Origin of the sequence: Cohnella rhizoplanae (genome assembly GCF_948329515.1) — a bacterium.
GTDB classification, from domain to species: Bacteria; Bacillota; Bacilli; order Paenibacillales; family Paenibacillaceae; genus Cohnella; species Cohnella rhizoplanae.
In genome coordinates, this window is record NZ_CAOJCN010000020.1 from 40236 (window position 1) to 60702 (window position 20467).

12 protein-coding genes are annotated in these 20467 nt (G+C 58.5%); 4 read left to right on the plus strand and 8 right to left on the minus strand.

Features of this window, described 5'->3' with window-relative positions; all coding sequences use genetic code 11:
* Positions 1–117 precede the first annotated feature (117 nt).
* Together PQG80_RS22640 and PQG80_RS22645 are read right to left on the minus strand one after the other, a co-directional pair.
* Positions 118–1770, minus strand: coding sequence for a response regulator (locus PQG80_RS22640; protein ID WP_271753926.1), 1653 nt, complete (start codon positions 1768–1770; stop codon positions 118–120).
* The gene (locus PQG80_RS22645) at positions 1763–3571 is read right to left on the minus strand and encodes a cache domain-containing sensor histidine kinase (protein WP_271753927.1); all 1809 of its coding nucleotides are present in this window, start codon (positions 3569–3571) and stop codon (positions 1763–1765) included. Before PQG80_RS22645 ends, PQG80_RS22640 begins: the two co-directional genes overlap by 8 nt.
* A gap of 145 nt (positions 3572–3716) precedes the next feature.
* Here PQG80_RS22645 and PQG80_RS22650 point away from each other — a divergent pair, with 145 nt between their 5' ends.
* The 4 genes from PQG80_RS22650 to PQG80_RS22665 are packed head-to-tail and all read left to right on the plus strand — an operon-like array spanning position 3717 to position 7671.
* Positions 3717–5183 carry a spore germination protein gene (locus PQG80_RS22650; RefSeq protein WP_271753928.1) on the plus strand — a complete coding sequence of 489 codons (1467 nt, stop codon included), beginning with the start codon at positions 3717–3719 and terminating at the stop codon, positions 5181–5183.
* A complete protein-coding gene (locus PQG80_RS22655; RefSeq protein WP_271753929.1) occupies positions 5164–6321 on the plus strand; it encodes a Ger(x)C family spore germination protein in 1158 nt (385 codons plus the stop codon). Before PQG80_RS22650 ends, PQG80_RS22655 begins: the two co-directional genes overlap by 20 nt.
* A gap of 11 nt (positions 6322–6332) precedes the next feature.
* Entirely contained in the window at positions 6333–6569 is a 237-nt protein-coding gene (locus PQG80_RS22660) for a hypothetical protein (protein WP_271753930.1), read from the plus strand.
* A 4-nt stretch (positions 6570–6573) separates the two neighbouring features.
* A complete protein-coding gene (locus PQG80_RS22665; protein ID WP_271753931.1) occupies positions 6574–7671 on the plus strand; it encodes a GerAB/ArcD/ProY family transporter in 1098 nt (365 codons plus the stop codon).
* A 6-nt stretch (positions 7672–7677) separates the two neighbouring features.
* Here PQG80_RS22665 and PQG80_RS22670 read toward each other — a convergent pair whose 3' ends face one another.
* The 6 genes from PQG80_RS22670 to hepB all read right to left on the minus strand — a co-directional run bounded on the left by PQG80_RS22670 (position 7678) and on the right by hepB (position 20330).
* Positions 7678–9297 carry a response regulator gene (locus PQG80_RS22670; protein ID WP_271753932.1) on the minus strand — a complete coding sequence of 540 codons (1620 nt, stop codon included), beginning with the start codon at positions 9295–9297 and terminating at the stop codon, positions 7678–7680.
* A complete protein-coding gene (locus tag PQG80_RS22675; RefSeq protein ID WP_271753933.1) occupies positions 9257–11113 on the minus strand; it encodes a sensor histidine kinase in 1857 nt (618 codons plus the stop codon). The genes PQG80_RS22670 and PQG80_RS22675 overlap by 41 nt, the downstream gene beginning before the upstream one ends.
* Positions 11114–11232: 119 nt before the next feature.
* Positions 11233–12105: a carbohydrate ABC transporter permease gene (locus PQG80_RS22680; RefSeq protein WP_271753934.1), complete on the minus strand. Its 873-nt coding sequence runs from the start codon at positions 12103–12105 to the stop codon at positions 11233–11235.
* The gene (locus PQG80_RS22685) at positions 12099–13061 is read right to left on the minus strand and encodes an ABC transporter permease (RefSeq protein WP_271753935.1); all 963 of its coding nucleotides are present in this window, start codon (positions 13059–13061) and stop codon (positions 12099–12101) included. Before PQG80_RS22685 ends, PQG80_RS22680 begins: the two co-directional genes overlap by 7 nt.
* Positions 13062–13181: 120 nt before the next feature.
* Positions 13182–14822: an extracellular solute-binding protein gene (locus tag PQG80_RS22690; protein ID WP_271753936.1), complete on the minus strand. Its 1641-nt coding sequence runs from the start codon at positions 14820–14822 to the stop codon at positions 13182–13184.
* Between the two features lie 171 nt (positions 14823–14993).
* Entirely contained in the window at positions 14994–20330 is a 5337-nt protein-coding gene (gene hepB, locus PQG80_RS22695) for a heparin/heparin-sulfate lyase HepB (protein ID WP_271753937.1), read from the minus strand.
* Positions 20331–20467 lie beyond the last annotated feature (137 nt).

Genomic DNA, 20467 nt, shown 5'->3' on the forward strand with positions numbered 1-20467 from the left:
CATAATGCGGTGAACCGCACATTGAGGGCAGGTTTTCCAATCTTCTTCGCAAAAAACAGCCCTTCCCGCCCCTGCAAGGCGGAATCGGGCTGTCCTCCGGGTAAGCGGCGTCTGCGGCTACGAATCGATCGCGAGATCGAACGGCAGGTCCAGCTTGCCCGTGCTATAGAGCTTGAACTCCGACGGCGTCATGTTCGTGTGCTTCTTGAAGCTCTCACTAAAATAACGGCGGTGCTCGTAGCCGAGCGCCGACGCGATCTCCTGGACCTGGTCCCCGCGGACGAGCATCTCCTTCGCCCGCTCCATCCGCTGATGGATCACGAACTGCTGGTGGGAGATGCCCATCACTTTTTTGAACAGGTTGGAAAAGTAACCCGGACTGATGTTGAACTGTCTCGCGCAGCGCTCTACCGACAGGTCCTGCCCGAGATTCGCGCAGATGTAGTCCTTGGCCCGATAGATCAGCTTGGTCGGCTCGTCCGCGCGCTCCCGCTCGATCCACGAGCAAGCCTCGAGACAGATATCCGTCACCGCCGCCCGCATCGTCTGGAACGAAGCGCCGCGTCCTGCCGCCGCATGCCATCTGTCTTCCAGCGCCTTGACGCGCGATTGCGGGAATTGCTCCATCATCGTCCTGCACGCTTTGGTCGTCAGCTCGTAGCACAGGTTCTCGACATGCCTGGGCTCGGGGAGCGGCTCCCGCCGCAGCAGTCCGCCACATATCTGCTCCAGGATCAGCTGGCAATGATCCGCGTTGCCCGACCGCAGCGCCATCAGGAACGCCTGTTCGGTAGCCGAGGAGAACAGCGGCAGCGCTTGCGCGTCTTCGGTCCCGGTGCCGGCATAGCGGCTCACGCCGTTGCCCTCGGTGTAAAAATGGTAGGACAGCGCGCTTAACGCCTGATTGTAGGCCTTGGGGAGCTCCTCGACGGAGGCCACGCACAAGCCGACGCCGACGGAGACCGTCGCGCGGGTGAATTGGAATATATTCGCCCGGCACGCCTCCGAGATCTGCCCGGCGAGACGATCGTCCGCGCAATTGATCAAGCAGACGAACCGGTTCACCCCTTCGCTGAACACGACGCCCGCGGCAGAGGCCGCGATCGTTTCTTCCAGGATATTGCGCAGGCTGAAGCGGAGCAGATCTACCTCGCGCGCAGGCTGGAGCTTGTACTTGTCCATGAATCGATCGAGCTCGATGATGAAAAGGCCGAAGTTCCGCGGCGCCATGGGGATCCCCCGCCGCTCCCATTCGCCCGGCGCCGTATCGGCGTTCGCGGCGTGGTGCACGAGGAGGAAGAGGTATTCCTGCTGCACCGCAGGCAGGCTCTTGCGCATGCTCCGCTCCAGTTCGAGCCGCTGCGCCGCCTCGCGCCGCTCCGCCAAGCTCGCCTCCTTGGCCTTCAGGACGACGCTCAAGATCTCGTCGATCGAGAACGGCTTCTTGACGAAGTCGAACGCCCCGAGCCGGATCGCCTGCCGCGTATATGCGAAGTCCGTATATGCGCTCAGGATGACGATCTTCGTGGCGGGCGAACCTTCCAGAATCGCCTGCGTCATGGCCAGTCCGTCTATCCGGGGCATGCGGATATCGGTCAGCACGACGTCGGGCCTCGTCTCGCGGACGATCCGGATGCCTTCCTCCCCGTCCAGCGCCGTGCCGGCCACCACGATCCCGTGCTCGGCCCACGGCGGCTTGCGCGAGATCATCTCGACGACGCTGCGGATATCGTCGATGATGCAGAGCTTAACCATCTCTCCCTCAATCATGTCCATCGCCCTCCTTCGGCCTGAGCGGGATCCATAAGTCGGTCCTTGCGCCGCCGCCCGGCGCGTCCGATAGCTCCATGCGGGCTTCGTCTCCGTAGTACAGCTGCAGCCTGTCCCTGATATTGCCTAGCGCATAGCCCTTCTTGGCGCCCGCGGGCTCCTGCATGCGCTGCCTAACCCGGTCCGCGTCCATGCCCGTCCCGTTATCCTGGATGGAGATATGCAGCCCGTGCTCGTATTCGTCCGCCTTCATTCGTATTAAGCCGCCCTCCGACTTATCCTTGAAGCCGTGCTGGATGCTGTTCTCCACGATCGGCTGGAGCAGGATCTTGGGCAGCGCGCAGCCCAGGAGCCGCTCGTCGGATACGGACGCCTCGTAGCGGAACAGCCCCTCGTAGCACTTTTGCTGGATGGCGCAGTACTGCGCGACATGGGAGAGCTCGTCCTCGAGCGAATGCCAGTCCTTGCCCCCGCTGAGGCCCAGCTGGAACATCTGCGACAGCGCCAGGATCATCTCGGCCGCGTCCTCGTTCTCGCCGAGGACGGACTTGCAGTAGATCGTATTCAGCGTGTTGTACAAGAAGTGCGGTTCCATCTGCGCGGTCAGCGCCCGCATCTCGGCCTCGCGCTTGCCGGCCTCGCTGTCCCGCACGTCGCGGATGAGCCGGTTGATCTCGTCCAGCATGCGATTGAACTGATAGCCGACCTGCGCGACCTCGTCGGCGGAGCGGCTGGAGAAGCGGACGTCCAGACGGTTGTCCTCCACCTCCCGCATGAGCCGCTGCAGCTTGAACAGCGGGAGCAGCAGCAAGGACGTCAGCTTGTTCGACAAGAGCCAGGATAACAAGAGGAAGACGGCCATAATGCCAAGCGTCGTCCGCTGTACGCCCTTCATTTGAGCGAGCAGCTTGCCCTTCTCTTGTATGCCGTAGAGCAGCCAGTCCTGTACGATGTTTGATCTCGTATAATTCACCAGATACGAGGCCTCGTCGAAATCGTGGAAAAACGCGCCTTGCCCGCCCGTCACATGCCGCAGGAACGATTCGTCGCGCAGCAGGTTATGCTTCAGGGACCAAGCGGTCTGCACGACCTGCTCCCCGGTCGAGTCCACGATGAAGTAATGGTCGTCCTCGCTGTCCGTGCGTTGGTTCAGGGCGGAGATGAAACCGTTCTCGTTCACGTTCACGACGATGTAAACGTTCGTATCGGCTTCGCCGTCCATGACGCCCTTGGTGACGAAGGAAAGCGCGCGGCGGTTCCCCGTAAAGAACGTGTCCGTGTGCCCCTTGATCCACAGGCCGCCGGCGATATCCTTCATATCGTAATAAAGGTTCGATTCGTAGAAGGACCTCGTCTGGGAGCGGCGGCGGGAGATGGGATAAAAATCCCCGATCGGCGTCGCGATCAGCATGCTGTCGATCAGCGGCTCGTTGAAGACGACCTGGGAGAAGACGTACTGCAGCTCGGAGAGATGAATGTAGTAATCGGCGATCCGATTGCTCTGCACGTCGAGCATCGTCTGCTTGTAGGCGTCGCTGAACATCAGCGACCGGACGGCGCTAGAGATCTGGTACAGCTTTTCGTCCAGGATCTGCGTCGTTTTGTCCACCGCCTCCTGCCGGGAGGCGAACGCGTTTTTCTGCAGCTCGCGCGAGGCGATCCAATAGGCGCAGACGCCTACCGCTCCGATCGCCAGCGCGATCATGACCATAAATGCGAGCCGGACCCGCTGCTTGAAAGAAACGCTGCGAAGGCGGTCGTAAATATTCATTTTCAATCGCGCCGGTACCGGTACCGCCATAGGACGCCCAACCTTTCGCTTCCGTCAACCTCGTCTACTAGAATCTTATCAAAAGACGGCAAGGAATGGATAACGTTCGTCATTTTTTCTCATAATAGACGACGCAAGCCGGCAACGTCGATTCTATTCGCAAGGGGGTTGTGACATGCAGCAGCAAGCCAGGCCCTTACATCGCTCGTCGGCCGCTAATATCCAAGCGTTGCAGGAGACGTTCTCCGACAACGCGTCGTTTGTTACGCGGGACCTGTCGTGCCGTACGGGACCGGACCGGGCTGCGTTCGCCTATCTCGACGTGCTCGTGGACGAGAAGCTCCTTCATCAGAACGTCATCCGGAAAATGAACGAAGACTTGGAGCTGCCCTACGATCAATTCGATCTCAAGGTTCTGGGATCGCTGTACTCTGCGGGAAAGGTCGAAGTGATCGACGATTGGAGCGCCGTCCCGGAATTTTTATATCAAGCCGGCGCGGTGCTCTTCGTGGACGGACACCCTTGCGTCTACGGCATTCTCATGCCGGGCTACGACACCCGGTCGATCGGCGAGCCCAAGATCGAAGTCAATGTGCGGGGGCCCCGGGATAGCTTTATCGAAGACCACGACAAAAATCTAAGCATGATTTACCGGAGATTAAAAACGTCCGATCTGAAATCCCTATCCTATATCATCGGGACGCAGAGCCGAACGAAAGTGACCTTGTTATATATGGAAGGCAAAATGGACCGCGAACTCGCGGCGAAGCTCCGGCGCAAGCTGGCGGATTTTCAATGCGACGTGCTCCTGGCCAACACGCAGATCGAGGAGCTGATCCAGGACAGCGCCTATTCGCCTTTTCCGCAAATCGCAAATACCGAGCGCCCCGATCGCGTCGTTACGTCGCTAAGCAGAGGGAAGGCCGTGATTCTCACGGACGGCACCCCGATTGCGCTCATCGCGCCGACGACGTTTTTCGAGATGCTTCACCCGAGCGAAGATATGTACGAGCGATTCCACTTCGCGAACTTTATACGGATCATCCGTACGATCACGCTGTTTATTTCCTTGTTCGGACCGTCGCTCTACATCGCGCTCACGACCTTCCACCTCGAGATGATCCCGACGCCGCTGATGATGGCCTTCCTGACCTCCAAAGCCGGCATTCCTTTCCCGACCTTCGTCGAAGCGTTGATCATGGAGACCGCCTTCGAGATCTTGCGGGAAGCCAGCCTGCGGCTGCCGAAGGTCGTGGGACAATCCGTAAGCATCGTCGGCGCGCTTATCATCGGAGAGGCGGCCGTTCAATCCGGCATCGTCTCCCGCCCCGTGGTCATCGTCGTGGCCATGACCGGGATCTCGTCGTTCACGATCCCTTCGTTCGGCACCGCGCTCTCCATTCGTCTGCTCCGGTTCCCGCTGATGCTGCTCGCATCGTACGCCGGCGTGCTGGGGATGGCGCTCGGCTTCCTCGTTCTTCTGCTTCACCTGTGTTCCTTGCATTCGATAGGCGTTCCCTATTTGAATCCCATCAGCGCGGACGGCTGGAAAAAGACGCTGCAGAATTACGTGCGGCTGCCGGCCAGGCTCCGAAACGGAACGGGATCGCGAGAACCGGACTATGACAAAAACATTCCTTAGCGCGCTCTGGGTCCCGCTGCTGGCGTTCGCCATGGCCGGTTGTTCGCCCGACACGACGGAGATCGGAGATATCGCGCTGGTCACGGCGATCGGCATCGATTATGACAAGGAGAACCATCAGTTCACGTTCTCCTCGTACAGCATCATGCCGATGGCGGGAGGCGCCGACCAACCGGGCAGACTGTCGCAATGGGTGGCCAGATCGAACGGCGGTTCCATTCTCGAATCGGCCAGGAACTTAAAAAGCCAGGCGGGAAAAACGCTGATCTGGGTGCACAACAAATTTATCATCGTCGGGGAAGAAGCCGCGCGGCATTCCTTCTCCGAGATTATGGACTTCTTGACGCGCAACCGTCAGATCCGCATGTCCAGTTATTTGATCGTCAGCGAAGGTAAGGCGGCGGATCAGTTGAGGGCGAAAGTCGGTACCGGCGACATGCTGTCCAACGATCTGCTAGGCAAGATCCGCAATGAAAACGCCTGGGGAAAAAACGTGGCGATCCCTCTGCACGACATTGCCGACCGTTACGGGAGTCCGGACAGAGGCTTTATTACAGGCAAAATCAAAACGGTATTCGATGGCGACATGCAAGGCCAAAAGGCGGAGCTTAAAGGGGCAGCCGTATTCAATCGCGGGCGGCTGGCCGGATGGATCGAAGGGGACGACGTGCTCGTATACAGGCTTCTATCGGACAAGCAGCTGTGGAACTCCCTTGAATTCGACAAAACCGTGAGGTATGAACGCGCCGCCATGACTTTTTTGGTCAGAGAGTCCAAGCACTCCGTCCGCACGAGCTTCCGCCGCGGCGTGCCGGTTGTCGATATTTACTTAAAGTTCAGTGCGAGTATCGGGGAGATCGACCGCACGCTGCCCTTGCAGGATCCCTCGGTTATTAAGCAGATGGAGCGGTTGGTTTCCAAAGAATTGGAGAAAATGATGGACACGAGCCTGCATCATTATCAGCGCGAGGTCAAGGTCGACATTCTCGGATGGGCCGATCTCTTCGCCGCTCATCACCCAAGGCAGTGGGAGAAAATCAAGGCGGATTGGTCTACGGTATATCCCGCCGTTAAGGCGAACGTAACCGTCGACGTCAAGATCGAGAAATTGGGACTAATCCGCGTTCTAAAGGACTGAGGACTGAGGACATGCTGCATGCCGGAATCGCTGTACTGGTACTGACTTACGGAACGATAGTCGGCGTTATCTCGATGAGAAGAAAGCGGGGCCGTGACGCGCTATGGCTTGTATTGCTATGCTGCCTGACCAGCCTGTATGAGCTGCCTCATATCGGCGCAAACATGCTGACGGTCGAAAAAGCGCACAAGCTCGTCTATGGCCCGATCGCGAGAACGGTCATGTCAAAACTGGGAATCGGAGATTGACGGGATGCCGGCAAAGCAAGGACAAATCACGTTCACTTCCTTCGGCTGCTTGCTGTTCAGTTACTTATCCGGATTTTCTACGTTGTTTCTGATAGAAGCCAAGTTTCTTAATCAGGATGTATGGATGGCTTACTCGATCGGCATGGCGCTTTCCTTCGGCATTTTATGGCTATTGCATCGCACCCAGATCCGGCTTCCCAATCTCACGATGCTGGAGGTGTTCGACCATGCGCTGGGCAAGCTGTTTTCCAGAGTCGTGCTCTGCTTTTATCTCGTTTATTTACTTGAGATTCAAGGCGACGCTTCCCAAGCGCTGACTTCTTTTTATAGAAGCGTCGTGCTCCCGAACACCCCGACCAATTCGATCTTGCTGATGCTTGCGCTAACGACGACCTACGCCGTCAGCGTCGGGTTCCATGCGATCGTACGCTCCGTGCTGCTCGCGCTGCCGTTTTTCCTGCTGGGCATCGCGTTCATTTTGCTGATGATTTCTCAGGACGTGCATACGAATCCCTTTTTGCCGCCGTTCCGGCACAGCGCGGCCCTGATCGGGTACGGAGGATTGCTCTCCTTCTTTCTCCCCTTCGGCAAGTCGATCGTTTTTTGCTTTCTTTTTGACCGGATCGGCTCAGGCCGCAAAAAGATGGCGAGCATATTCGCGGCGCTGTTTCTAGCGGGACTGTATCTGTGCGCCGCGACCTATCTTACCTTCGGCTCGCTTGGCATGAGACTGACGTCGCACTCGCTGTTCCCCTTTTTCTCCGCCATCCAGCTGGTGAAATTAGGCGAATATCTCGAACGAATCGAGATCATGATTATCGGAATCTGGACGCTGTTTACGGTGTTCGAGATCATCGTGCTGCAGTATATTTTCGTTCAGCTCTTCACGCACGTATTCCGGATCCAACGGCCTAAGTGGTTTGTGTTACCGATCGGCCTGCTGTTTTTTGCGATATCGGAGCGCAGCTTCCGCGAGGTTTACGACCAGGACTACTATAACTCGCATATCGCGCCCTTCTCCACGTTGATTCCGACGGTCGTGATCCCGCTGCTTCTCTTCGTCGTCGGATCGATCCGCCTCAAGCGGTTATCCGGCGCATGAGTCCCTTCACTTTTTGTTTTTGACTTCCGCCGGCGTCATGCCCCACGTCTTGCGGAAAACCTTGGCGAAGTAGCTGAAGTCCCGGTAACCGAGCAGGTTGGCCGTCTCCGACACCTTCATGCCTTCGCTCAGCCATTGCATGGCGAGCTTCATCTTGCGCTCCACGATATAAGCGGTGAACGACTGTCCCATATGCTGCTTGAACAAGCGGGACAGATACGACGAATTGATATACAGTCTCCCGGCGACCTCGTGCAGGCCGATATCCTCTCCGATATCTGCTTCGACCATTCCGATCATTTTCTCGATCAGCTCATGGCGGCTCTTGCTCTTGCCCTCGTTGACGTATGCGCATATATGATCGACGGAGCCGTGCAGCCACTGCCGCGTCTGCTCCTTGGTCGATAGGGCGCGGAGGTGGTGGAAAAACGCCAGATGGCTTCCCAGCGCCTCCTTGAGCGGCCAGCCCTGGAAATGGACGACCCGGACGATGAGCGATCCGAGCAGCAGCACGTTTTCGTACGCCTCCTCGCTCGTGCCCGCCCGATCCACGTGCGCTTCGAGCCATTCGTCGATCAGGGCTAGGGCCGTATCGCGCTGTCCGGATTCGAGCGCGTGCGCGAGCACCTTCTCGAGCTGGACGTCCGCGGCGACGGCGCTGGCCGGCGGCCGCTCGTCCCGGAAGGGGACGACGATGTCGTGCCCGTGCACGACCCGATCCTGGAGCGCATGACCGGCTTCGCGGTAGGAAAGGCTGACGTCCGCCTTCCGGTCGACGGCGCGGCCGATGCCCGCGCTGGCGGACGTCTTCATGTATTCCTTGAAGACGGACAGCAGGCGGGTCGTGTGCAAGTGCACGTCCGCGGTAAAGTCGTTGGCGGTCCGCGGCCTGGCGCGGTCGTCCGGCGCATCGTAATAGACGATTACCGTGGCGCCCTCGTCGTCGGAGAAAATATGGCAAGGGACGCCGGCCAGCAGCTCCTTGGCGATGCCCAGCATCGAGATTCTTAATAGCGTGATGTCCTCGGCGGTAAACCTCGGGTTCGGCCCCGTCAGCGGATCGGGATCCGCGACGGCGACGGCCCACCTCGCGTCGGCGGGCAACTCGAGCATCAATTCGCGGCTGCGTTTTTCGATTTCCCATTCCGCGTACTTCCCCGCGATCCAGTTTTGGAAATAGAGGTCCTGCAGGCGCGGCAGATGCTCCGCCCACTTTTTCTGCATCATCTCGTGATCGTACTTGGCGGCGAGGTCCTCGCGGATCTTCTCGCGCGCCCCCAGCACGGCCTGCAGCACTTCGTCGTTGCCGGCCGGCTTGAGCAGATACTTGGCGACTTGAAGGTCGATGGCCGTCTGCGCGTACCGAAAATCGTCGTGGCCGCTGAGCAGAATGATTTTCGCCAGCGGATCCGTTGCCATCATATGCCTGGCCGCGGTCAAGCCGTCCACGTCCGGCATCTGTATATCCATGAGGACGATATGCGGCTTCGTCTGGTCGAACAGCCGGATCGCGTCCGCGCCGTTGTCCGCGGTCGCGACCACTTCGATACCCTCCTCTTCCCATGGAATGTTGCGGGCGATGTTGTTAAGAAGCCGAAGCTCGTCTTCCACGATCATCAGATTCATGCGCGCCTCCGATCGGGATCCACAAGACGACGGTGGTCCCTTCGTTTTCAATGCTGTCGATGGTCAGCTCGGCCTCTTCGCCATAATAAAGCTTGAGCCTGGCTTTGACGTTCCACAAACCGTACAGATCGTTCCTGCGCATCTCCTGATCCCAAGCCTTGCCGGCCTGAAGAGAGAATTTGCCCAGCTCTTCCTTGATGTAGAGCATCCGCTCCGCACGAATGCCCTTTCCGTTGTCGGCGACTTCGAGGCGCAATCTCCCCGCCTCCACCCGGCCGTCGATCAGGACGCGGCCATCCTTTTTCTTGTGCTCCAGCCCGTGCAGGATCGCGTTCTCTACGATCGGCTGCAGCAGCAGCTTAAGAACCATATATCGCTTGCAGGCTTCGTCGATCCGGATGACGACGGAAAGCTTGTCGACGAACCTCAGCTCCTGCACCCTAAGGTAGTAACTGAGGTGTTCGATCGTCTCCTCGACGGTAAATTCGTCCTGTCCCTTGCTCAAGCTTAACCGGAAAAACTTGGACAAGTGCAGCGCCATCTCCGAGATTTCCTCCGCCTCGTAGTTCTCGGCCATACTGTAGATCGAATCGAGCGTGTTATATAGAAAATGAGGATTGATCTGCGACTGAAGGACGCGAAGCTCCGCCTTCAGCCGGAGCAGCTGCTGCTCGTATATGTTTTGAATGAGGTTTTTCTGCTCTTGCGCCATATCGTTGAACGCGCTCATGAGGTAGCCGAATTCGTCCTCCCGCTTGTTCGGCAGGCTCGTCTCCAGCCGGCCCATGCGCACCTGCTTCATTCCGTATGCCAGCGACCCGAGCGGCGACGCGATCCCCCGGTAGACGATCCACGAGATAACGATCGTCAGCAGTACGCTGATGCCGATGATCGCGTACATGAACGTCCTGAGCTGCTCGGTCTCGGCATACATGGCCGCGGCCGGTTTGACGAGCATGATCGTCCAGCCGGACGTCTGGGAACGGTATCTCACGAGCATTTCCCGTTTCCCGGTATCGGCTGATTCTCTTAACGTCATCATATCGCCGTTCGCTTCCCAGACCGGCGGCGTCCCTTCGGCCGAGCCCGCCCCTACGATCAGCCGGTCATCCGCCGTCGACAGATAGACGCTCTCGTCCGTCCCGTCCACCAGCGTATCCAGATGCTTGCGCAGGTGATCGACGTCCAGGGTGATCATCAGCACGCTTTTATGAGTCCCCGGTTTGAACGGGTCCATCGAACGCAGCAAAGTGACGTACCCGGGTTGAAACGTTTGATCCAGCTGTTGATAGGAATTGAATTCGTTGGGCTTCGGCACGAGCAGCCGGCTTTTGCCGCTCGAGCGCATCAGTCCGGTATACCAGTCCTGCTCGGGAAGCTCGTCGACTCTCCTGCCGCCGAACTTCGACGATACGATCGTCTGCGAATACGCATGGTAAATCGAGAGCTGAGCGAGATAGCTGTTGACCGAATTCATATTGGACAATTGGCTGAGCACCTTCTGAAAATCCAGCGTCATCTCCCCTGTCAGCTGCGGCTCCGTCCGGTTCAGCAGCTCGATCAGGTTCGTATCCGTCGCAAGCGCCATCGACATATTCTCGAGGTTGTCCATCGTCATGTCGATCGCCTCCATCGCGGAGGACAGCGCCACGACCGTCTGGTCGTTGACCTTGCGTTCGAGTATCCGTTCGGATCGCAGGCTCGCGAATACGCTGACCGCGACCAGCGGGAGAAGAATGATCAGAAAGTAGCTCGTGAGCCGCAATTGTACGGATCGGCGGAAAGCGTTCGCAAGTCTCGGTAAGATAGGGGTCATAGTCAGGCTGGCGCACCTCCGGCGTGAAGGGAACAATAGGATGAAAATATATTACCATATAACAGCCCAGGGGCTTCGGCGATCCGGAAAAACGCCGGATGCCGAGCCCCTTATTTGACTTATCCCTTGATCGCGCCGATCATCATGCCTTTGGTGAAGTACTTCTGCAGGAAAGGATAGATCAGCACGATCGGTAAAATGGCGACCGTCACCGTGGCCATCTTGATCGTCTCCGGCGGCAGCTGCGCCACCTTGGAGGAATTCAGCGCCAGCTCCTGGCTTACGCTCGGCGTCTGAATCATGTTGCGAAGGACCACCTGGATCGGCGCCAGATCCTTGTCCGAGACGTACATGATGCCTTTAAAATATTCGTTCCAGTGTCCGACCCCGTAGAAGAGTCCGATGGTCGCCAGGATCGGCGCCGATAGCGGGAGCACGATACGCCAGAGCGTCGCGATCTCGCCGCAGCCGTCGATCCGCGCCGCCTCTTCGACCTCCTGCGGCAGCCCTTCGAAGTACGTTTTCATGATCAGGAAGTTGAAGGTGGATACGGTGCCGGGGATGATCATCGCCCAGATGGTGTTGTACAGGCCCAGCTCGCGTATCACCATGTAGGTCGGGATCAGCCCTCCGTTGAACAACATCGTGAATATGATCGCCAGCAATATACCGTTGCGCCCCGGCGTCGATTTCTTGGACAACGGGTAGGCGAGCAGCGTCGTCACGAGCAGATTGATCGCGGTGGCGACGACCGTGATGAACACGGTAATCTTCAGCGCATCGGGAATCCGGGCGCTCGACAGGATTTGCTTGTAGGCTTCTAACGTTACCGCGCTCGGCCAGATGACGAAGCCTCCGTTGCGAAGCACCTCGGTATACGGCGTGATGGACATGACGACCACGAAGTACAGCGGGAACAGCGTCGACAGCGCGAACAATCCCAGGAAGACGTAGAGAGCGCCGTCGACGATCCGGTCCGATTTCGTTACCATATGCCCGAACCTCCGACTTTTTTGGCTAATTTATTCGCGCCCAGGATGAAGATCAGGCCGATGACTGATTTGAACACGCCGGTGGCCGCCGCAATGCTGAAGTTCAGCTGCTCGAGCCCTTGGCGGAATACCCAAGTGTCGATGATATCTCCGACCCCGAATACTCTGGCATTCAGGAAGATGTATACCTGATCGAAGCCCGCGTCGAGAATGCTGCCCATCCGCAGAATCAACAGCAGGATGAACACCGAACGGATGCCGGGCAGCGTGATATTCCACATTTTCCGCCATCTGCCCGCGCCGTCCACCGCCGCCGCCTCGTACAGCTCCTGATTGATCGTCCCGAGCGCCGCCAGATAGATAATGGCTCCGAAGCCTACGTTTTTCCATAGATCGGAGACGACGAGCAGCGAACGGAAATAATTCGGATCGGTCAGCAGGTTCAGCTCGCCCCATCCCCAGTCGCGGAACAGCGTCGTAACCAGACCGGCGCCCGGCGCGAAAAAGGAAAAGACGATGCCGTATACGATAATCCAGGACAGGAAGTGCGGCCCGTACGTGATCGATTGTACGGCCTTTTTGAACCACTTGGAGCGAATCTCGTTCAGCAGCAGCGCCAGCAGCATATCGGGGACCATGTTAAAAATCATGCGATAGATGCTGATGAGCAGCGTATTTTTCATGATTTGGGGAAAATCCGGAGACCTGAACAAGGTCATAAAGTGGTCCAGTCCGACCCAAGGGCTCTTCCAGATGCCCTTCATCAGGTTGTAATCCTGGAAGGCGATCAGGATGCCCGCCATGGGCAAGTAATGAAAAAGCAAATAATAGAGCAAACCCGGAATCATCATCAGAATCATCCATCTGCCGCGATACAAGCTTACGAGCGCCTTGCGCCTTGCGGAGCTTTTAGGGGAGGCCGCCTGCTGCTTCGTTTGTGCTAGGGTTTGGTTCATTGCCGTTGCCCCTTTGTGCTGGAGTTGCGGGAAAAGAGGACGGCAACCCCGACCCCGTCAGGGGTTGCCTCCGTTTCTTCACCTTGCCGGATCTCTTGCTTCTAACGGGTATCCTTCGCCTTACTTGAATGCGTTCAGCTTTTTGTCCTTCAGCACCGCATTGATCTGGTCGGTATAGCCTTGGAAGATCGTTCTGCCGGTATACTTCGTCATCAGCTCTTCGCGGTACTCGGGCCACTTGGCGGCGCTCTTGTCCTCGAAGATCATCTTGATGTGCAGGCGGTGCATTTCCTTGCGGAAGTCGCCGATGTTCGTGCCTTCCGGCGGCAGCAGCGAGACCGGCGGGAGCGCGTCGTGCTTCGGATACGAAGCGACCGTCTTCAAGATCGCCTGATCGCGCGGCGAGATGCGCGGATCGTTGATCTCAAGGCCGAGCACGGCCGGTTCGTCAGGCGTGAAGAAGCGGTAAATGCCGAGCCAGTTGCCTGCGTTCGCGATGTCCGCGTTGTACGCTTCGGGGATCAACGTAATCTTGTTGCCCTCTTTGGTATAATGCTTGCCCTCTTGGCCGTAGTGCGTCAGCAGATAACCTTCTTCGCCGGCCAGCCAGTTCAGCACTTCGAATGCGCGCGCGACTTTCTCCGGGTTTTTCTCGGCGACCGCCTTGCCGACCATGACCGAGGTTTCCGGCACGCCGTTTTTCCAGATCGCCGGCAGGTCCGGGAACGGGTTGAACGGCTGCCAGTCCGCGTTCGGATCGATCGCTTTCGTGCGGGTCTGCAAACTGTTCGCATCGCCTTCGAGCGCCGCGTTCTTTTCGCCGCTGAAGATGATGCCGATCTTGTTTTGCGCGGCTTTGTCCAGATGACCCGGGTATTTGCTGAGGAACCAGTCCGGATCGATGATGCCTTCGTTCGTCATGTCGATGATGCCCTGAATGACCTTCTGCACGCCCAGGTCCGTCCGGTTGTCCACGAATACGTCGTTCGCGATCTGGAAGTCGGCTACGAAGCCGTTTGCCAGCCATTGCGGGAACTCGAGCGGCACGCTTGCGCCATTGCCCGACGTGGAGAAGCCGAACGTATCTTTTTTGCCGTTGCCGTCCGGATCCCCGTTCGTGAACTTGCGCATGACCTCGAGCATCTCGTCGTACGACTTCGGCATCTGGAGCTGGAGCTTGTCGAGCCAGTCCTTGCGCACGTACCAGGCCGGATACTGGTTGCGCATGAAGGGCAGGATGCCGCGATTGAAGCCGCCGCCGACCAGCTGGTACGAGTCTAGCTCGGATTGCTTCACCCATTTGTAGTAATTCGGTACCTTCTCTTCATTCAAGTAATCGGTCAGGTCGGCCAGCAGGCCGTCGGTAGCGTACTTCTGCGACGCGGCCCCGTCCGCGATGAACACGTCGGGAATATCGCCTCCCGCCAGCTGGACGTTCATCTTGCTCTTGTAATCTTCGCCGCCGACCATGTAGTCGAGCTTCAGATCCACGTTGAACTTTTCTTCGATCGCCTGCTTGACGAAGTCTTTGTCCGCCGATGGAAGCGTAGCGTTGGCGAATTCCGTGCCGACCGGCACCATGAAGCGCAAGCTGATTTTCTCCGGCTTGGCCGCTTCGGACGCGGTCGCCGATGCCGACGCCGTGCTTGCGCTTGTCGCGGGCTGGCTCGAAGCCGCCCCGTTTGTCTCTTCCCCGTTGTTCGAGCAGGCCGTGGCCAGCAAGGTCGCCCCCGATAATACGACGAGCAATGACTTTTTCAAATGCATCACCTTCCGACGATTTAATCTTTCGCTTGCCTACGTTCATTATCCGACATGGCTCCTATCATTCATAGACGAGCGATTTGACATTGCGTCGGTACTTTTTTGACTTTGCCTTTAAAGAACGGCGGGCTGATTTCGAGATCCTCGAGATCAGCCCGCCGTTTTCAGTTATCGAACGGTTACTTTCATCACCGCGCTTTCCGAAGTGCCTGCGTCGTTGCCGAGCTCGACGCGATACGCGTACGTACCTTTCGCGCGTCCCGCAATGCTAGTTGCGGCAGTTTGTGCGTTCGGCGCGTGAGCCGAAAGGGTCTGCGTATCGATAAGAACGCCGTTCTCGTAAAGCTTGTAAGACGTCGCGTTCGTTCCCCACCACATGTTCGTCGTCACCTTATAGTCGCCATCCCCGTCCCAATTATCATGGGACAGCACCGGCATCCCAGGCGCGGCATCCTTAACCGCGACGCTTAGCGGCGAACAGGGGGTTGTACCGAAGGAATTGATAAGTTCGCATGTATACGTATACGAGCCGTTCGCTTTACCGCTGATCGCCGTTTCGGCTTTTTGTGCCGATGGCGATTGGGCTGTCAGCGTCCTCGTATCGATTAACGTACCGTTCTCGTACAATTTATAGCTCGTACCGTTGTCGCCGTACCACATATTCATCGCGATCTTATAGCTTCCGTCCAGCAGTCCCGTGTCATAACCGTTGTCGCTGGACAGGACCGGATTGCCGGGTACGCCCGACGCTCCCGGATCCGGAAGCGGCTTTGTCGTTGCCGACACCGCCTCCGACAATGGCGATTCGCCTGCCCGATTGACGGCAGAAACTTTGTAATAATAGGCGGTGGAAGCGCTAAGCGCGGTATCCGCGTACGTTACGCCTTGCACGGACGCAGCGTTTAACTTGATATACGAACCGTCCGCCTCCTCTGAGCGGTAGACGTGGTACCCCTCCGCGCCGTCAACGGCGTCCCAGCTCAATTCGACGGCTTGCTCGCTGATAGCCGAAGCCGTCAATAACGCCGGCGCTGCCGGCGTCGGTTCGTCGCCGACAGGCGTCAGCGTATACGTTCCGGCAGGCGCCGAGAATGCCAGTATGCCGCCTTCCTCGGTCACGACGCCCGTGCGGTCGGGTTGGCCTGCCATCGAGATTTTCCATTTCCCGGCGTGAAGATCGGCTACGGTAACGGACATATCGGCCTGGGAACCGTAGACGGACAGCGTCACCGATTCGTTCAGGCGATGGCCGCTCTTGCTGAACCAGACCGCGCGATCCGCGATCTGCACGCCCGTCATCAGATCGGCGTCAAGCCGCTGGCTCGGCAGAACCGTCGTTTCCCCGTCGTCCATCACCTGCATGACGTTCAGGAAGTAGTCGGTCTCCGCGGGCGCTTCAGGCGATACTTCCACGCGCCATGCGCCGGCTTCGATCGTGTTTAAGTGGGCCGGCGTAGATGGAATGCGCGGATAGTTCGTTCCGTTCGTTTCAAATTCGTGTCCCGGCCCGCCGACTTTTTCAATGTTCAAGTTGTCGGCGAGCGGGAGCAGCGTCTCGTTAACCATCTTGCCGGAATACCCGTTCCCGCTTCTGGTCACGGTCGTGACCGTGCCGTCGACGGCCGGTTCCTCCTCCGTATGCAGCAGCCAGGTTTTCTTGAAGTTCGGATTCGACGACACGACCTTGTCGAAGACGACCATCGCGGCGGGGTGATCGGCGTCCTTCAGATTCAGGAACATCATCGAGCGATCGAATTGACTAACCTTATCCGAATAGGCCTGCGTCAGGTCGCCCTTGATATAGCTGTATTCAGGGGCGAGCGAATCCGAGCCCCCGCCGTACGCCTGCCCCGTCACTTTGGCGCGTGCGTAGTCCTTGCCCGCCAGTTCATCGAGCGACCAGGCTTCGGCATAGGTGCCCGAGTCGTTCGCCCACAGCTGACCGCCGTCGTTCGCAAGCGATTGGCCGCGATAGGCGGGCGTCTCTGCCGGATCGTAGATCAGCATGGAATTATGAGCGATCGTTCGTTTGTAGTAGTTGCGGTCATACGCGCTCATATAGGACTCGGACTTGGCTCCAGGGGCAGGCAGCCCCTCGTACAACCCGCTGTCCAGCGCGAGCGAGCCTTGATAATACAGCTGGAAGCTGCCCATGTCGAGATGCTGGTGGTTGCCGAACCAGTAGCCCCCGATCTTCATCTCCGCGACGACGGAGGGGGAATTTTTGTTGACCGCGGTCGGATCGTCCCAGCCGGTGCGCGCGACCATCGATCCCATCGGCGAGCCGAAGTACTTGGTCATCGGCAGTTCGTCGACCGGGCTGGAAGCCTGGTCCGGCTTGACGAATAGCATCTCCGACACCGGATCGATCGTCCCCGGCACGTATTCTTCTTGGAACATGTCGCGCACATAAGGATTATCGTACAAATAAGAAGCGAGCATGGCCGTATTCTCATATTTCCAGGTCTTGTCGTCGGGCGTGTAAATATCCTGATAAGAGTCTCCGTCGCGGATCAACTGGCCGTCCGGCCTGCGGGTATAGATCGCGCGCATCAGGACGTCGCCCTGCTTTTCCGAGAAAATATCGCCGGCGCCCATCTTCCGCATGATAAGCTGCGCCCATAGCTCCGGCTCGTACCGTCCTTGCATCCCATAGGAATCGCCCTGATGATGCATGCCGGACTCGTACCAGAAGTTGCGCACGGGCACGTATTGATTCATGAGCATAACGGCGGCATAGCTATAGATCTCATGAGGATGCTCAGGATTCTCGATATCCTCGTCATAGACGGCGACGCCTGCGGCGAGCAAGTTTTTGAGGAGCTGGTCCTCGCTGTAGTGGCTCTCGACCGCGGGTACGCTCGCGAGCGGCGGATAGCCCATCTCCAAGTCCTTCGCAAGCAGCTTCATCTTGGCGATGACGAACGACCGCTCCTCACCGTTCATCAGATCGAAGCACCAATCGTAGACGATGGCGGCCGCGTTGAGCGTATCCCCCACCTGGTGGTATTGCTCGGCCGGCGTGAAGTCGACGGTTCCCAGGAAGTTTTTGACCATCGACACGGCCCGTTCGCCCTGCGCCTCGTCGCCTTGTACGAGATATTGAAGCGCAGCGGACTCGATTGCCTGGCGTACGCCGAGAATGTAGTTCGTCTTCGCGTCGCCCTTGATCGGCGGCAGCCATCCCTCGGGACGGTCTCCCGTCTCCAGATCGAGACGCGTCCAGGTTTGTCCGTCCGTGGATACGTCTACGTCAAAGAACGAATTGCGGACGTTGCCCTTGAAGAATGCCAGCGCGACCGCGTGCACCTCCTGTACGGAGCCCAGGTCGTACTTGATCCATTGCCCCGCGCCTTCGGCCGTCCAGTACGTATTGAAGTCCCCGTCCATCGTTTTCGTTCCTCCGTGGTCGCTGTCCTGCGCAGCGCTCCAGGTCGTCGACTGTACGGGCAGGTTGGCGTATCCGCCGCCTTGCGGCTCGCCGTATACTCTCGCTTCCGTGATCGAGTTCCAGGCAGCCGACGAGCCGCCGTTGTTCCCTTTGCCGATAATCCGTATATATCTAGCCTGCTCCGCGTGAGGCAGCGGATACGTCTCGAGATCTAGCGTCGTGCCGCTGCTAATCGTAAACGAAGCGTTTTGGCCGTTGGCGAGCACCGCATTCCAGACCGTTTGCATCGTCGGATCCGTCAGCTTGGCCTGCAGCTGCGGGATATCGGACGCTGTGACGTACAAACGCGGATGCACGCCTTCCGGCGGTTTGACGACCGTCTCGGCGGTGACCGCGGCCGCCTTCGCCGGCATCGCGATCGTTTCGTCCGTCATGTCCGATTCCCACACCGCGACGGGCCAGGTCGTCGTTACATAGCCGTCGCCCTCGGCTTTCAGCCTGTACCGGCCGTCGTATACTTGCGCACCGACGGTAAACGTACCGTCAGCCGCGGTCGTCGCGGTGCCGTATAGGGAGGACAAGTTGTCATCGTACAGCCGAACCTGCGCGCCCGCGACCGGCTGGCCGGTGCCCGCAGCGACCACCTTGCCGCCAACGGCGTGCAAGGCCGATTCGGACTCGCCGAGGACGAGATCCGTACCGCTAAGTCCGCTTTCCGACGCCGTCAGCGTCTGGGAGACGGTCGCATACCCCGGCATGGAGGCGCGCAGGACATAGCTTCCGTCATTGACCGCCTTGGGCAGCGTATAGGCACCGTCCGGACCCGAGGTGGCGCTATCGAGCGCGTAGATAAAGCCGGTATCGTTCGCGGCGTACACTTTTACGGTGGCGCCGGCCAGCCCTTCGCCGCCGGCATCGCGCACGACGCCGCTCACGCCGTGCTGCCGAACGAGCGTCATGCGGTCGAAGTGAACCGATCCCGTTTTATCCAGCGTCTCTAATTGAATCTGAGTTAAGCTGACCAGCCCGCTCGTGACGAAAGGGCGAGCCTTTAAGACCGCCGTATGATCGTCGACGCGGACGGCCGGCGGCTTGATATAAGTGCCGGGGTCGATCGCGTCGCTGGACATATAGACGTCGTACGTTTTGTCGTCCATATTAATCGCGATTCGAATCGTATACCATTTGTTCGTCGCCAGGGAGCCGTTGCCGTTCGGCAGATCGGCGTTGCCCGCGCCGCCGATGATCTTGGCGCCGCCATTGTTCAGGATTTTGATTTGTGCGCCGGGCAGCAGCGCCCCGCTCACGTTTTTCCCCGATACATTCAGATTGAAGGCAAGCTGATTGCCCGCTCCCGAGGCGTCGGGAACGTACAGGAACCGCGTCTCCAGCTCATATCTGCCGCTTGTGATCGGTTGAAGCGGGCGGATCGCGGATACGCCTGCAGTCGACGCCTGCTGATCCCGCAGCGTCAAGCTCTTGTTGCCTTCTCCGGGCGTATCCGTGACGGATACAAGGCCGAGGCCGCCGACCGTATAGGCGCTCGGCGTGGATCCGATCGGATCGCCGTCGAAGGAATCCTCGATCGGAAGCGCAGAGAAGGCGCTTTCACTAACCTTTATTTCATCATAATAGCTCGTTCCCGTATTCGAATTCCCGGTGTTCACGTACACGCTCCACTTGGCCGCGTTCGCCGGCGCTTCGGAGGTGACGCTGAAGCTCGTCCAGGCATTCAACGGCGTGAATACGTAGGCGGACGGAGGCGTCCCGATGAGCGTGTTCGCGTCGTCGTAAAAACGAAGCTGTACGTTCGTCGTTCCCGAACTCAGATAAACGGCACCCGTCATAGAATATAGATGGCCGGCGGATGCGGCCTGCAGGTCGCTCTCCACGCCGATCGACGCGCCCGCGCTGGCGTCCACTACCTTCAGGCTGCCGGTGCCCGACCATTTCTGCTCCGTGCCGACCAAGACGCCCGTCGTTCCGGCTTTTTGCGTCCATCCGGTCATGCCGCTCTCGAAGCCGCCGTTTACCAACCCCGCTTCGGCAGCCGACGCCCGGCTCGGCGATAGTACGGGTACATACCCGATGCACAAGGCGACAACCATCAACATACTGACTAGTCTCTTCATTCCATCACACCTTTCATGGAGAATGTATATTGGTCTTTCCGAAGACCCGGCGCCTATGCTGACTCGTACGATTCTTGCGCGCATTGCTTTCTTTGGTTCTCATTATTGGCGCTACGACG

What these genes read in the sequence shown, in the direction of transcription:
- PQG80_RS22655 (WP_271753929.1), top strand. Translation starts at nt 5,164, where the DNA reads ATGACAAAAACATTCCTTAGCGCGCTCTGGGTCCCGCTGCTGGCGTTC.
- PQG80_RS22645 (WP_271753927.1), bottom strand. Translation starts at nt 3,571, where the DNA reads ATGGCGGTACCGGTACCGGCGCGATTGAAAATGAATATTTACGACCGC.
- PQG80_RS22685 (WP_271753935.1), bottom strand. Translation starts at nt 13,061, where the DNA reads ATGAACCAAACCCTAGCACAAACGAAGCAGCAGGCGGCCTCCCCTAAA.
- PQG80_RS22670 (WP_271753932.1), bottom strand. Translation starts at nt 9,297, where the DNA reads ATGAATCTGATGATCGTGGAAGACGAGCTTCGGCTTCTTAACAACATC.
- hepB (WP_271753937.1), bottom strand. Translation starts at nt 20,330, where the DNA reads ATGTTGATGGTTGTCGCCTTGTGCATCGGGTATGTACCCGTACTATCG.
- PQG80_RS22650 (WP_271753928.1), top strand. Translation starts at nt 3,717, where the DNA reads ATGCAGCAGCAAGCCAGGCCCTTACATCGCTCGTCGGCCGCTAATATC.
- PQG80_RS22680 (WP_271753934.1), bottom strand. Translation starts at nt 12,105, where the DNA reads ATGGTAACGAAATCGGACCGGATCGTCGACGGCGCTCTCTACGTCTTC.
- PQG80_RS22675 (WP_271753933.1), bottom strand. Translation starts at nt 11,113, where the DNA reads ATGACCCCTATCTTACCGAGACTTGCGAACGCTTTCCGCCGATCCGTA.
- PQG80_RS22640 (WP_271753926.1), bottom strand. Translation starts at nt 1,770, where the DNA reads ATGATTGAGGGAGAGATGGTTAAGCTCTGCATCATCGACGATATCCGC.
- PQG80_RS22660 (WP_271753930.1), top strand. Translation starts at nt 6,333, where the DNA reads ATGCTGCATGCCGGAATCGCTGTACTGGTACTGACTTACGGAACGATA.
- PQG80_RS22665 (WP_271753931.1), top strand. Translation starts at nt 6,574, where the DNA reads ATGCCGGCAAAGCAAGGACAAATCACGTTCACTTCCTTCGGCTGCTTG.